Origin of the sequence: Arthrobacter luteolus NBRC 107841, assembly GCF_001552075.1 — a bacterium.
In the GTDB taxonomy this organism is placed as follows: domain Bacteria; phylum Actinomycetota; class Actinomycetes; order Actinomycetales; family Micrococcaceae; genus Arthrobacter_B; species Arthrobacter_B luteolus.
On sequence record NZ_BCQM01000001.1, the window covers coordinates 316,191 to 329,571 of the forward strand.

Consider the following 13,381-nt stretch of genomic DNA (forward strand, 5'->3'; position numbering starts at 1 on the left):
GGAAGCGCCCATAGTACACATTCGGTGCTTAAACTATTTCGCTCAAAACGCTACCGGCTGACCGGGCGATACCACTAATCGGTAATCATCTTGTTGTGCAAGCGCAACATGGCTGCGCCATGTCACGGGCCAATCAGCCCGCAGCTTCGGTCAATCGCCGGGCAGCCGCCGCAATCCGCTCATCGCTGCCGGTCAGGGCCACGCGGATGAATCCCGCACCCGCGTCACCGTAAATCACACCCGGTCCGACGACGATTCCCAGGTCGGCGAACCGTTCGACGGTTTGCCAGGTGTCTTCTCCGGCCGTAGCCCAGAGATAGAGACCGGCTTCGGAATGCCGGATGTCCAGGCCGAAGGCTTCGAGGGCGGGAACCAGGAGTTCCCGCCGGGCCCGGTATTTGTCCTTCTGCTCTGCAACGTGCGCGTCTTCGGACAGCGCAGCCTGCATGGCGGCCTGCACCGGAGCCGGAACGATCATGCCGGCGTGCTTACGGCTGTTGACCAGGTTCGCGATGATCGCGGAGTCCCCGGCCACGAACGCTGCCCGGTAGCCGGCCACGTTGGACTGCTTGCTGAGCGAGTAGACGGCCAGCAGCGATTCGTTGCTGCCGCCGCTCACACGGGGGTCCAGGACCGATGGAACCGGAGTTCCGCCCCGTGCGGTGTCCCATTCGCCCCAGCCAAGTTCGGCGTAGCACTCGTCGGAAGCGACCACGGCGCCAAGTGTCCGGGCCTGCTCCACCAGCCGGGCCAGGGACTGCGCATCACGCACGATTCCGGTGGGGTTGCCGGGCGAATTCACCCAGACCAGCCGGACCCTGGCACGGGTCTGATCATCCAGGTCATCCAAGTCGTCTGCGGCCACCGCGGTGGCACCGGCGAGGACGGCACCCATGTCATAGGTGGGGTAGGCGACGGTCGGACGTACGACGACGTCTCCCGCCCCGAGCCCCAGCAGCAGCGGGAGCCAGGCCACCAGTTCCTTGGAACCGACGGTCGGCATAATGTCCTGCGGATCCAGGCCCGGAACGGCTCGGCGGCGGGCGAACCACGCGGCGATGGCCTGGCGGAGTTCGAGCGTGCCGTGCGTCGTGGGATATCCCGGCGCATCGGCTGCTGCGGCCAGCGCCTCCTGAATGAAACCGGGGGTTGGGTCCACCGGCGTCCCGATGGACAGGTTCACGGCGCCGTCGGCATGGGCAGCGGCCTTCCGTGCGTACGGAGCCATGGCTTCCCAGGGATACTCCGGGAGGTTCAGTCCGAAGCTCCGGGAGACGGTCCCGCTCATTCCTGGTTCTGCGGCGGCAGGGCGGCGATCAACGGGTGATCCTTGTGGGTGTTGCCGAGCTTGGCAGCGCCGCCCGGAGAACCCAGGTCATCGAAGAACTCGACGTTCGCCTTGTAGTAGTCGGCCCATTCCTCAGGAGTGTCGTCCTCGTAGTAAATAGCTTCCACGGGGCACACCGGTTCGCAGGCACCGCAGTCGACGCACTCGTCGGGGTGGATGTAGAGGGAGCGTTCACCTTCGTAGATGCAGTCCACGGGGCATTCTTCGATGCATGCCTTGTCCTTAACATCCACGCATGGCTGCGCAATTACGTACGTCACGTCCCTTTGCCTTCCTTGGTGTGCGGATCTATCGCTGATCAGCGGTTGTCCGCGAGGTGATGCTTCCACGTTAGTAGCCCACACCATTATCTCCCAGCCGGACGGCGCCCGCGTACTATGTAACGATGACTTCCCAGACTCCCGAATCCCGCCTCCGCGAGGCCGGGACCGGGCGCCGCGCCGTCGTCAGGTACCGGATCGAAGAAGGGCTGACCGATGCCCTGGGAACCATCACTGCCCTGGATCCTGCCGGCTGCACGATAGCGACCCGGACCGGCGAGGTGTTTATCCCCTGGGAACTGGTCACCGCCGGCAAGCCGGTACCGGAGGCTCCACCGCGGCGCCGGCCGCGCACAGGACCCTGAACCCAGAAAAAACCGCGGGAGCTGCGGCGTATGCTGAGGTGATGCCGAGCGATGAGGTACTCCAAGCCCGTGGACGGGCGCTTAGTTCTCCAGTGAGGGTTCGCATCCTGCGGCTGTGCCTGCACCGGGAGCGGACCAACAAGGAAATTGCCGAGGCGCTGGGCCTGAATCCCGCAACCGCCCTGCACCATGTCCGGACCCTGCTTGGCACCGGGTTCCTGTCCGCCGGCGAACCCCGGACCGGCAACCGCGGCGCGAAGGAAATCCCGTACCGCGCCACTGGCCTCAGCTGGCAGACATCGGTGCCCGAAGGCACGAAAGCGGTGCTGGTGGAGACTTTTCTTCAGGAGATCGACGGCCTGTCTCCGTCGGATATTGATGTGGTGCGGATGGGCGTGTGCCTTAACGAGGAAAACCGCAGCTCCATGATGGCGAAGCTGCGGGCTGTCCTTCAGGAGTATGCCGTGCGCGGTCCGGATCCTGACGGCACCCCGACCTCACTCCTGCTGGCCCATCACCTGGACCCTGCGGGGAACTAAGCGGACGGTTCCTGGCGGCCGGATTCCGGGCCCTGAACGGCCCCGGGTCCGCCGGGACGGTAGCCGGGATCCGTTCCGTAGCCCAGCGGCTCTGGAGCAGCCGCCGTGCGCTGGAACAACGCCTCACGGCGCAGCACGCCGGCAGTGACCAGGACCGCAGCCACAGTCGCTGCCGCCTGCCCGTAGATCCAGATCAGCCCGGCCGTGGTCACCGGCAGGTCGAGGTTGGCGACGGTTCCGGTAACGATCAGCGGACCGCCAAAAACGTCGAGGCTGAAGAAGCCGAGCAACACGTACGTCAACACCCCGGTCAGCGCGCTGACCAGGACGGAACGCGCCCACAGGCCGGCCAGGACGGACATGGCGGCACTGAAAACCAGCGCTCCCGCAGCCCCCAGAAGCAGGGCTGTGTCCCCGGCGAAGACCGTCTGGGCGTGCAGTGACGTGCCCAGGACGGCCGCTGCCACGGCACCCAGAACCACGGCCACCGGGCCCCGCAGACGCGGGACCCGGTGGCCGGAGGTATGTGCCATGGCGATGGTGCTAGGCCTTGGCGCGGGCGCGGTTGGCCTTGGCACGCTCGTTGGCGTCCAGGATGAGCTTGCGGATGCGGATCGACTCGGGGGTGACCTCTACGCATTCGTCCTCACGGGCGAATTCGAGGGATTCCTCCAGCGTCAGCTTCCGCGGCGGGGTCAGGTTCTCGAAGGTGTCGGAGGAAGCTGCACGCATGTTGGTGAGCTTCTTTTCCTTGGTGATATTCACGTCCATGTCATCGGCGCGCGAGTTCTCACCCACGATCATGCCTTCGTAAACCTCGGAGGTCGGCTCCACGAAGAAGGAACCGCGTTCCTGCAGGTTGATCATGGCGAACGGGGTAACCACGCCGGCACGGTCAGCGATCATCGAACCGTTGGTGCGGTATTCGATCGGACCGGCCCACGGCTCGTAGCCCTCGGCGATGGAGGCGGAGATGCCGGCGCCGCGGGTTTCGGTGAGGAACCGGGTGCGGAAGCCGATCAGGCCACGTGCCGGAACAATGAATTCCATGCGGACCCAGCCGGTGCCGTGGTTAGCCATGTTGACCATGCGGCCCTTGCGGGCGGCCAGCAGCTGCGTAACAGCGCCCAGGTATTCTTCGGGCACGTCGATGGTCATGTGTTCCATCGGCTCGTGGACCTTGCCGTCGACCATCTTGGTGACAACCTGCGGCTTGCCAACCGTCAGTTCGAAGCCTTCGCGGCGCATCTGCTCCACGAGGATGGCCAGGGCGAGCTCGCCGCGGCCCTGGACTTCCCAGGCGTCGGGACGCTCGGTCGGCAGCACGCGCAGTGAGACGTTACCGATCAGTTCCTTGTCGAGGCGGTCCTTGACCTGGCGTGCGGTGACCTTGGCGCCCTTGACCCGGCCGGCCAGCGGCGAGGTGTTGATACCGATGGTCATGGAGATCGCGGGATCGTCCACGGTGATAAGCGGCAGCGGCTTGGGGTTGTCGACGTCGGTGAGGGTTTCGCCGATGGTGATGTCTTCGATGCCGGCGACGGCAACGATCTCACCGGGACCGGCGGATTCGGCCGGAACGCGCTCCAGTGCCTTGGTGGCCAGGAGTTCGGTGATCTTGACCGTCTTCATGGTGCCGTCGGCACGGGCCCAGGCAACCTGCTGGCCCTTGCGCAGGGTGCCGTTGAAGATGCGCAGCAGCGCGAGGCGGCCCAGGAAGGGGGAAGCATCCAGGTTGGTGACGTGCGCCTGCAGGACACCTTCGGGATCGTAGGTCGGAGCCGGGATGTGGTCAATGATGGTCTGGAACAGCGGTTCCAGGTTGTCGTTGGCCGGGGCCTGGCCATCGGCCGGCTGCTCCAGGGAGGCAGCACCAACGCGTGCGGCGGCGTAAACCACGGGAACGTTCAGCACCAGGTCGAGGTCCAGGTCGGGAACCTCATCGGCCAGGTCGGAAGCCAGGCCCAGGAGCAGGTCCATGGCTTCGCTAACGACTTCGTCGATGCGGGCGTCGGGGCGGTCAGTCTTGTTGACCAGCAGGATGACGGGAAGCTTCGCGGCCAGGGCCTTGCGCAGCACGAAACGGGTCTGCGGGAGCGGGCCTTCGGAGGCGTCCACGAGCAGCACAACGCCGTCGACCATGGACAGGCCGCGCTCGACCTCTCCACCGAAGTCGGCGTGGCCGGGGGTGTCAATCACGTTGATGGTGATGGTTTCGCCCTTGGCGGCGGGGCCGTTGTAGAACACGGTCGTGTTCTTGGCCAGGATGGTGATGCCCTTTTCACGTTCCAGGTCACCAGAATCCATCACGCGTTCTTCAACGTCTCCGTGGGATGCGAAGGAGTTCGTCTGCTTGAGCATGGCGTCGACGAGGGTCGTTTTGCCGTGGTCAACGTGGGCCACAATAGCAACGTTCCGGAGGTCGCTTCGCACAGCGCTGTTCACAGCCGTGTTGGTTTCTGACATGCGTGAAGACTCAATTCATAGGTAAGCGTTCGGGGATGGTTCACAGTGGTCCGGAGTCGATCCGGAGAATCCGGCAGTTCTATACAAATGCTGCGTGGGAACACACGTGTAGGAATCGCCGAGAGGCCGCCGTCAGCGGGCACCATACTATTCTAGTCGTTTTGCCAAAGGTTCCCTAATGCGGACCTGCCGCACCCGGCGCAGCATGCAGGAAGGCCCCTCCCTGGACCATAGCCGGGAAAGGGGCCTTCCGCAGTTCGGATACGCCGAAAGACTAGGAAACGACGCCGGAGCCCGCGTTCAGCTTGGCCCGAAGTTCCCGCCGTTCGCGCTGTTTGTCCGGATCCGGGAGCGGCACCGCGGCGATCAGGCGCTGCGTGTACTCCTGCTGCGGGTTGCGCAGGATCTGGTCCCGGGTGCCCTGTTCCACGATCCGCCCGTGACGCATCACACAAATGTTGTCAGCCAGCACGTCCACGACCGCCAGGTCATGGGTGACGAACAGGCACGCGAACCCAAGTTCGCGCTGCAGGTTCTGGAACAGTTCCAGCACCTTGGCCTGTACGGAAACGTCCAGGGCCGACGTCGGTTCGTCCGCCACCATCAGCTTCGGCTTCAGGGACAGGGCACGGGCAATACCCACGCGCTGTTTCTGGCCGCCGGAGAGCTCGTGGGGGTACCGGTTGCGGTAGGCGCGGGGCAGTTCCACCTGGTCCAGCAGTTCTTCGATCCGCTGCTGCAGGGCGGCACCCTTGGCCTCCCCCGCCAGGAACATCGGCTCGCCGATGCTCTCTCCGATGGGCAGCCGCGGGTTCAGCGAGGAAGACGGATCCTGGAAGACCATCCCCACCTGGCGGCGGAGCTGGTGCATGGCCTTGGAGTTGGGCTTCAGCTCAGAGATGTCCGTGCCGACCACGCGGAGTTCACCCTCGGCCACGGGCAGCAGCCCGACTGCCGCACGGCCGATGGTGGTCTTGCCGGAGCCGGATTCACCCACCAGGCCCATGACCTGTCCGGGGAAGATGGACAGGTTGGCGCCCTCAACGGCACGGAATGCCGCAACCCGGCCTTGCTTGGGGTATTCAATGGCAACGTTTTCCAGCACCAGGACGGGTTCTGCTGCGGGAGCCGCGGCCTTTGTGGCCGAAGCAGTTTCCAGGCCGGCGAGGACTATCTCCTCGCGGCGTGCCAGTTCCTCCTGGTCCACGGACTCCAGCTCAACGTTGGTTGCCGCTGCCAGCGCGGCGACCACGTCCACGTCCTCGCCGTCGGCACCCTGGCCCAGGTGGGGAACGGATTCCAGGAGCGCCCGGGTATAGGGGTGCTGCGGGTTGGCGAAGACTTCCTTCGCTGTCCCGGTTTCCACAATCACACCGTGGCGCATCACGGCAATCCGGTCCGCCAAGTCCGCGACCACGCCCATGTCATGGGTGATGAGGACGATGGCTGAGTTCAGCTTGTTGCGCAGGTTGCGCATCAGGTCGAGGATTTCCGCCTGGACGGTGACGTCCAGTGCAGTGGTCGGCTCGTCCGCGATCAGCAGCTTCGGGTCGCAGGAGAGCGACTGGGCGATCATGGCGCGCTGGCGCTGGCCGCCCGAAAGCTGGTGCGGGTAGGACTTGAACGCTTTCTCCGGGTCCGGGAGCTCCACCATGGCCAGCAGTTTCAGCGCGCGCTTCGCGGCCTCGTCCGGGGACATTTCGTTGTGCAGCCGCAGGGTCTCCACAATTTGGAAACCCACCGTGTAGACCGGGTTCAGCGCCGTCATCGGCTCCTGGAAGATAACCGCTACATCGTTGCCGCGGACCTGGCGCAGCTTGTGCGGGGACAGGCCCAGCAGGGACTTGCCGTCCAGCAGGACCTCGCCGGTAACCCGGGAGTTCGTGGGCAGCAGGCCCAGCAGTGCCATGGAGCTGGCGCTTTTCCCCGAGCCGGATTCGCCCACGATGGCCAGCACTTCTCCGGCGTTGACGTGGTAGTTCAGTCCGACGGCGGCCGGAACCCATTCCTTGTCCACCCCGAAGTCAACCGAGAGGTCGCGGACTTCCAGGACCGGAGGCCGGTCTTGGCGGCTCGCTGTGTCCGAACTTCCGATAATGGTTTCAGTCATGGCCGTGGTTTCCTTCCGTCCAGGCTGCACGCCGGTCCCGGGTCATCGGGCCGATTACAGAGGTACCTGGAAATGCTGTAACGATGGGGGTATGTCGATCCCGCTGAACGATCCTGACGCCGCGCTTTTCCGTCCACGGACCACACTCTGGTTCACCGGGATTGCCGGGCTGCTGGCCCTGGCGGCCATGGTGTCCGCTGTCCTGAGCTCCGGACTCTCCGGGCTGCTGGCCACGGCTCCCCTGCTGCTCATTCCGGCGGCCGCCAGCTGGCTGTTCTGGTATCCGAGCGTGCGGGTGAACGCGAACGGCGTCGTCCTGCACAATCCGGTCCGCACCATTGCCGTTCCCTGGGCCGGGCTGATCCATGTGGACACGCGGTTCGCACTCAAGCTCGTGACGCCGTCGGGCTCCTACACTGCCTGGGCCGCACCCGCGCCCGGCGTCTGGGGCACCCACGCGGGAAAGCCCGAGCATGTGCGCAACCTGCCGGGCAGCACCTACGGGGCGGGCGGATCGGTACGGCCGGGCGACCTGAGCCACACCGACTCCGGGCAGGCGGCCCGGATGGTCCGCAGCCGCTGGGAAGCACTGGTTAACGCCGGTGCCATCGATCCGGACCAGACCGAAACCGCCCGCGCGGAGATCAGCGTGAACTGGCGCTGGCTGCTGGGCCTTCCGACCCTGGCCGTAGTGCTCTTCGCCCTGGCGGGACTGGCCTAGGGCCAGCCCCGCGTCCGGCGTCTGCGGCGCCACTACTTGCCAGCCGCCGTCGTCTTCATCCGCTTGGCATTGAACTTCTTCTGCCGCGGGTCAAAAGCGTCCCGCAGTCCGTCGCCGATGAAGTTGATGCACAGGCAGATCGACACGATGAAGAGGCCGGGCCACCAGAAGAGCCAGGGGCGGGTCTGGAAGGCTTCCTGGTTCTGGCTGATCAGCAGGCCGAGGGACACATCCGGGGGCTGGACACCGAAGCCGATGTAGCTCAGGGAGGTTTCGAGAAGAATCGCCGTGGACATCAGCAGGGTGGTGTTCACGATGATGACTCCGACCGCGTTCGGCAGGATGTGTTTGAAGATGATCCGGTTGTTGGATGCGCCGGCAATCCGGGCCGCGTCAACGAACTCCCGCTCCCGCAGGGAAAGGAACTCGCCGCGCACCAGCCGTGCCAGCGAGGTCCAGGTGACCAGGCCGAGGAAGATGCCGAGCAGCACGACGCCGATTCCTTCGCCGACAAGGCGGTCGGCGGTGCGTCCCAGCACGGCGGCGAGGACGATGATCGGGATGATGATGATGATGTCGGTGAGCCGCATCAGCACGGCTTCCACCCAGCCGCGGAAGTAACCGGAGACGGCTCCCACGATGGAACCGACGATGCAGGCGATGGCTCCGACCAGGAACATCACGATGATCGACTGCTGGGTGCCGCGCATGGTCATGGCGAACATGTCCCGGCCGATCCGGTCCTGGCCGAAGGGGTGGTCCCCCCAGTTGAAGATGTTCACGAAGGTTGGTGCACCGTCGTTGACCTGTGCGGAGAACTCCCGGTAGTCGTACTTCCACCAGCCGGGCAGCCCGGCAAACCCGATGGAGGTGAAAGCCAGGATGCAGATCAGTGCGAAGACCACCAGCGAAATGATGGCGGCGGTGTTGTCGAAGAAGCGCTTCCGGACGATCTGGCTCTGTGAAAGGCCCTTGGTTTTTGCTTTCGCCGCAGGCAGTTCAGGGTCGGTTCCGGGCGGGTTGGACGGGGTCTCGGCGGAATACGTAGTGCTCATGACTTCACCCTTACGCGCGGATCAAGGACGGTATAAACAAGGTCGGCCACCAGGTTGAAGACCAGGGCCAGGATGCCGGTCACCAGGAAGAATCCCATGATCGGATTGGGATCCGTTCGGTGCAGCGCCTGGACGAACATCTGCCCCATGCCGCTGAAGGCGAAGACCTGTTCCGTGATCACCGCCCCGCCGATCAGGGCGCCGATGTCGAAGGCCACGATGGTGGCCAGCGGGATCAGGGCGTTGCGGAAAGCGTGGCGCATGACCACTGTGCGTTCGGACAGTCCCTTGGCCCGGGCGGTGCGGATGTAGTCCATGTTCATAATTTCGAGCATGGAGGCCCGGGAGTAGCGGCTGTAGCTGGCGAGGGAGGCCAGGAGCAGGGCGATGGTGGGCAGGAGCAGGTGGGTGAAGGTATCCAGGCCGCTGATCCAGAAGTCGCCTTCCAGGTTGGGGGTTGAAGCACCCACTGTTGCGATCGGCCTGCCGCGGATCCGCGAGTTGTCCATGTAGGACGGCCAGGCGTAGAAGAAGCGGTCCAGGACAATCAGTCCGCCGACCAGCAGGCCGGTGAGCGCGGCTCCCCGCATGCTCTGCCCGCGGTCGTAGCCGCCCATGAAGTAGCCCACGGCACAGCCGACGGCGATGGTGGCCAGGGCCAGGAGCAGGACCATGGTCCAGGTCGCCTGATTCAGCAGCGGCTGCACGGCGTAGTAGGCCACGACGCCGATGCCGACGGTGATCAGCGCCGAGTACAGGGCCTTGCGGTTCTTCAGCCCCGCGCTGAGCAGGGTGACGCCGTAGGCGATGGCAACACCTGTCAGGGCAATCACCACCGGTCCGAGGCTGGGGGCCGTGAACCAGCCGGTCAGGCCCAGCAGGTAGAGGATGGCGGCGGCGAGGGCGAATCCTGCGGCGAAGGCAATGCCGCGGCGCTGCCAGGAACCGCCGGCGAAAACCACCCAGATCAGGCCGCTGGCCAGTCCGACGCCGAGCACCACGGACATGGGTATGGACGGGTCGGTCAGGAAGTCGTTGAAGCCGATGGCCCCGTACTCCTTGAGGAGGACGGCGAGCCAGAAGATCGGCAGGGAGAAGAAGAGGAAGGCCATGAAGGTCACGCTGTAGTCCAGCGAGCTGTACTGCCGCAGCGCGGTGATGATGCCGAGCGAGATGCCCACGATGATGGCCAGGATGGTGGCGGTGGTGACCAGGAGGATCGTGGCTCCCATGGCCCGGCCCAGGGCGTCCGTCACGGCCTCGCCCTGGATGCTTTGGCCCAGGTCACAGGTGGCGGCGAACGGGGCCAGGCACTTAACCGCCCCGCCGAGCCAGTGGAAGTAGCGAAGCGGAGGGGGAACGTCCAGATCCAGGAGCTCGATGCGGGAGCGGATGAGGTCATCCTTGTTTGGAGCTGGGCTGTCGCGCAGGTCTTCAAGCGGATCTCCGGACGCCGCTGTCAGGAGGTACACCAGGAAAGATGCCCCGAAGAGAATAAGCACGGCGGTCAAAAGCCGCCGGACGATGTAGGTAACCATAGAGTGTCAGCCTCATTTGAACGGGTCCGGGGGTTCTCCCGGCACTCGCAGAAGTGTAGTGCAGGTCATAGTGGGTGGGAATTTGGTAAATCCCAATCACTCGCCGGACAGCGCCGGTGGAGCGTGGAAAAGGTGCAAGGCGCCGGGGCCGTGGAGGCCCCCGGCGCCTTGCGGGTCACTGCTTGGCGGTTAGGCCGAAGCGGTTACTTTACTTCCCATTCCCAGAAGTTCCACCAGACACCGGTCTGGTTGGGCATGTAGGAATCAATGCCGCCAATGCTGTCGCTGTGCGCGTCCACGCCAGGCGACTGGAACAGCGGAATACCGTAGCTCGAGTCCCAGATCAGCTTGTCGATCTGGACCTGCAGGTCCTTCTGCTTGTCCTTGTCGATTTCCAGGATCAGTTCATCCATCAGGGCATCAGCTTCGGGGCTGGAGAAGCCGTTGTAGTTGGATGCTGCGCCGGACTTGAAGATCTGCGGAACGCCGGCAACGCCGACGCCCGAGTTGATCCAGCCGAAGATGGAGGCATCGTAGGTGCCGCCGCCCAGGGCGGAGCCCCAGTCAGACTTGCCCAGGCCGCCGTCGACGACCTTGAAGCCTGCCTCGGAAGCCGACTGTGCGATCAGCGTGTAGGCGTCAACCCGGTTGGGGTTGTCCTTGTTGTACATGATGCGGATTTCCGGAGTAGCACCGGCGAGGAGTTCCTTGGCGCCTTCGATATCAACATCGGCGTACTCGGAGGAACCGTTGGCGGCCGCTGCGTCTTCGTAACCGGCCTGGTCAGCCAGGAAGATCTGGGAGTCCAGCGGTGCGGCATCCGGGTTCAGCTTCTTCGGGATGGCATCGATGATCGCCTGACGCGGAACGGTCTTCATGAAGGCCGTGCGGACCTTCTCGTCTGCGAATACGCCCGTGTAGTTCAGGTCGAGGTGATCGTAGGAGATCTGGTTGCCGCTGTTGATGGTCACGCCGTCAATAGCTTCGAGCTGCTGAAGGGTGTCGGCGGAAGCCTGCGGAGCGATGATGTCCACTTCGCCGTTCTTCAGTGCCTGGACCTGTGCCGGGGCATCACCGATGTAGCGGACGGTGATCTCGTCGACCTTGGGCTCCGGGCCCCAGTTGTAGTCCTCGTTGCGGACCAGCGTCATGGAGTTCTCGGGATCGATGGCCGAAACGATGAACGGCCCGTTCGAGAGGTACAGGGAAGCATCCGACGGCAGGGACTTCGTGTCGAAGCCGGTGTTCCAGAAGTCGGCAACGGCCTTCAGCTCTTCATTGGCGGCCGGAGCGGGGTTGGCAGGATCGCCAGCCGGGGTGTCCTGGATCAGCTTGATCAGCGCGTCGCCGTCGGCCAGGCCGGCCTTCTCGGCTACGACGTGGGCGGGGACGTTAACGCCGCCGTCGGACAGTGCGCCGAAGGCGACTTCCCAGTCAGCGTAGGGCTCGGAGAATTCCAGCGTGATGGACCGTCCGTCGTCGCCCACCTCGGGCACGTCGGTCAGGGCCAGTCCGGAGGTATCGCCGGCGTAGTCGAAGTAGTTGGTGCCCGCGGCGACTTCGCCCGTTTCCGGATCGAGGGTCGCATCGTTGAAGTGACCGGAGTTGACTGCCCACATGAGCATCAGGTCATCGGCGTCGACGGGTTCGCCGTCGGACCAGTTGACGCCCTCGTTCACGGTGTACTTGACGGTCAGCGGATCGTCGGAGACCTTCTCATAGGTGCCGAAGTCTGTCAGCGGCTCCACCTTGAGGTCATCAGTGATGTAGTTGAAGCCGGAGTGCGTTGCGTACGCAATCTTGCTGTTGACGTCCACGTTGCCGTTCGCCGTCTGGCTGTTGAACGAGCTGAAGGCGTTAACCTCCACCACGCGGACTTCACCGCCGGTGCTCTCGCCCTCAGTGGACCCGTTATCGGTGGTCCCCTGGTTTGCAGCACAGGCGCTCAGTGCAAGTGCAGCTGCTGCCGCGACTCCCACTGCTTTGGAAATACGTCCGAAACGCATTCCGCCTCCTAATTCTTAGTGCGGGTTTCTCTCCGGCGGGATTACCGGAAGGACGGACAGCGCAGTTCCTGCGTGTCTCGTCGCATATGAGTAAGAGAGTAAGCCTCTGACCCCTACCCGGTCGTAACTTGGTTCACAGCGCGACACGGTTGTTACACGTTTGCAACCTCGAAAAAGCGATTACGGGATGTGCTCTGGCGCACAGTCTTCGGATGGTCTATTCTTGTCCCCCGCCTTCCCATGACCGCTGCCGCAGGGGCTGGACTGCGCCCTGCGGCCCGGACCCGGATCCCGGATAAACTTGCCTGCAGCAGCCATTTCAAAAACCAGAGGAATACGTGAAACTCACGATTATCGGCGGATCCAAGGGCACCGGAGCACAGCTGGCCCACCTGGCCCGGGACGCTGGCCATGAGGTCACAGTCCTCTCACGCACCGGAAGTGCGCCTGCCGGCCTGCGGGTTATCACAGGCGACGCCACGGATCCCGCAGCAGCTGCCGGTGCCGTGGCCGGAGCCGACGCCGTGGTGATCACGGTGGGCGGAGCCAAGGGAGTCCCCCAGCAGCGTGCTGCGGTCACCAGGACCGTCGTCGGCGCCATGCAGGAAACGGGTGTGCGGAGGCTGATTGTGCAGTCGTCGCTGGGCGCCGGCGATTCGGCGTCGCAACTGCCGGGTCCGCTGCGGCTGGTTATGCGGACAGCCCTGGCCAAACCGCTGGCGGACCACAATGAGCAGGAACGCACGGTCCAGGCTTCCGGGCTGGACTGGACGATCGTCCGGCCGACCGGCCTCACGGACAAGGAACCGGCGGGCACCTGGCGCGCCCTGGAAACCAGCGCCGAAGGAAAGCTGGGCGGTTCGATCCCGCGCGGGGACCTTGCAGCCTGCATCCTCGGACTGCTCACCGATGATGCCAGCATTGGCAAAGCCTTCGGCCTGAGCGGCTAGGGCCCCCACGGGCGCCACCGTCC

The 13,381-nt window shown here is 64.6% G+C and carries 12 protein-coding genes; 4 read left to right on the forward strand and 8 right to left on the reverse strand.

What is annotated here, in order from left to right:
• Positions 1–133: 133 nt before the first annotated feature.
• Both dapC and fdxA read right to left on the reverse strand, forming a co-directional pair.
• Entirely contained in the window at positions 134–1,288 is a 1,155-nt protein-coding gene (gene dapC, locus AL3_RS01415; protein ID WP_066295733.1) for a succinyldiaminopimelate transaminase, read from the reverse strand.
• The gene (fdxA, locus tag AL3_RS01420; protein ID WP_066295741.1) at positions 1,285–1,608 is read right to left on the reverse strand and encodes a ferredoxin; all 324 of its coding nucleotides are present in this window, start codon (positions 1,606–1,608) and stop codon (positions 1,285–1,287) included. Before fdxA ends, dapC begins: the two co-directional genes overlap by 4 nt.
• A gap of 125 nt (positions 1,609–1,733) precedes the next feature.
• Here fdxA and AL3_RS01425 point away from each other — a divergent pair, with 125 nt between their 5' ends.
• Entirely contained in the window at positions 1,734–1,973 is a 240-nt protein-coding gene (locus AL3_RS01425) for a putative acetyltransferase (protein WP_066295742.1), read from the forward strand.
• A gap of 92 nt (positions 1,974–2,065) precedes the next feature.
• Positions 2,066–2,512: an ArsR/SmtB family transcription factor gene (locus tag AL3_RS01430; RefSeq protein WP_343031033.1), complete on the forward strand. Its 447-nt coding sequence runs from the start codon at positions 2,066–2,068 to the stop codon at positions 2,510–2,512.
• On the opposite strand, the gene AL3_RS01435 is transcribed toward AL3_RS01430, so the two are convergent.
• The 3 genes from AL3_RS01435 to AL3_RS01445 all read right to left on the reverse strand — a co-directional run bounded on the left by AL3_RS01435 (position 2,509) and on the right by AL3_RS01445 (position 7,088).
• Complete coding sequence (locus AL3_RS01435; RefSeq protein WP_066295747.1) at positions 2,509–3,045, reverse strand: hypothetical protein; 537 nt, start codon at positions 3,043–3,045, stop codon at positions 2,509–2,511. The genes AL3_RS01430 and AL3_RS01435 overlap by 4 nt on opposite strands.
• 10 nt (positions 3,046–3,055) lie before the next feature.
• Entirely contained in the window at positions 3,056–4,978 is a 1,923-nt protein-coding gene (typA, locus tag AL3_RS01440; protein WP_066295748.1) for a translational GTPase TypA, read from the reverse strand.
• A 274-nt stretch (positions 4,979–5,252) separates the two neighbouring features.
• Positions 5,253–7,088 carry an ABC transporter ATP-binding protein gene (locus tag AL3_RS01445; RefSeq protein ID WP_066295749.1) on the reverse strand — a complete coding sequence of 612 codons (1,836 nt, stop codon included), beginning with the start codon at positions 7,086–7,088 and terminating at the stop codon, positions 5,253–5,255.
• A 91-nt stretch (positions 7,089–7,179) separates the two neighbouring features.
• Between AL3_RS01445 and AL3_RS01450 the strand changes: the two genes are divergently transcribed.
• A complete protein-coding gene (locus AL3_RS01450; RefSeq protein ID WP_066295754.1) occupies positions 7,180–7,809 on the forward strand; it encodes a PH domain-containing protein in 630 nt (209 codons plus the stop codon).
• A 32-nt stretch (positions 7,810–7,841) separates the two neighbouring features.
• On the opposite strand, the gene AL3_RS01455 is transcribed toward AL3_RS01450, so the two are convergent.
• The 3 genes from AL3_RS01455 to AL3_RS01465 form a co-directional block, all read right to left on the reverse strand.
• Complete coding sequence (locus AL3_RS01455; RefSeq protein WP_066295755.1) at positions 7,842–8,864, reverse strand: ABC transporter permease; 1,023 nt, start codon at positions 8,862–8,864, stop codon at positions 7,842–7,844.
• A complete protein-coding gene (locus tag AL3_RS01460) occupies positions 8,861–10,402 on the reverse strand; it encodes an ABC transporter permease (RefSeq protein WP_066295756.1) in 1,542 nt (513 codons plus the stop codon). Before AL3_RS01460 ends, AL3_RS01455 begins: the two co-directional genes overlap by 4 nt.
• A gap of 203 nt (positions 10,403–10,605) precedes the next feature.
• Positions 10,606–12,408, reverse strand: a complete 1,803-nt coding sequence (locus AL3_RS01465) for an ABC transporter family substrate-binding protein (RefSeq protein WP_066295757.1) — start codon at positions 12,406–12,408, stop codon at positions 10,606–10,608.
• Positions 12,409–12,746: 338 nt separating this feature from the next.
• On the opposite strand from AL3_RS01465, the gene AL3_RS01470 reads away from it, so the two are divergent.
• Positions 12,747–13,358, forward strand: a complete 612-nt coding sequence (locus tag AL3_RS01470) for an NAD(P)-dependent oxidoreductase (protein ID WP_066295758.1) — start codon at positions 12,747–12,749, stop codon at positions 13,356–13,358.
• Positions 13,359–13,381: the final 23 nt, after the last annotated feature.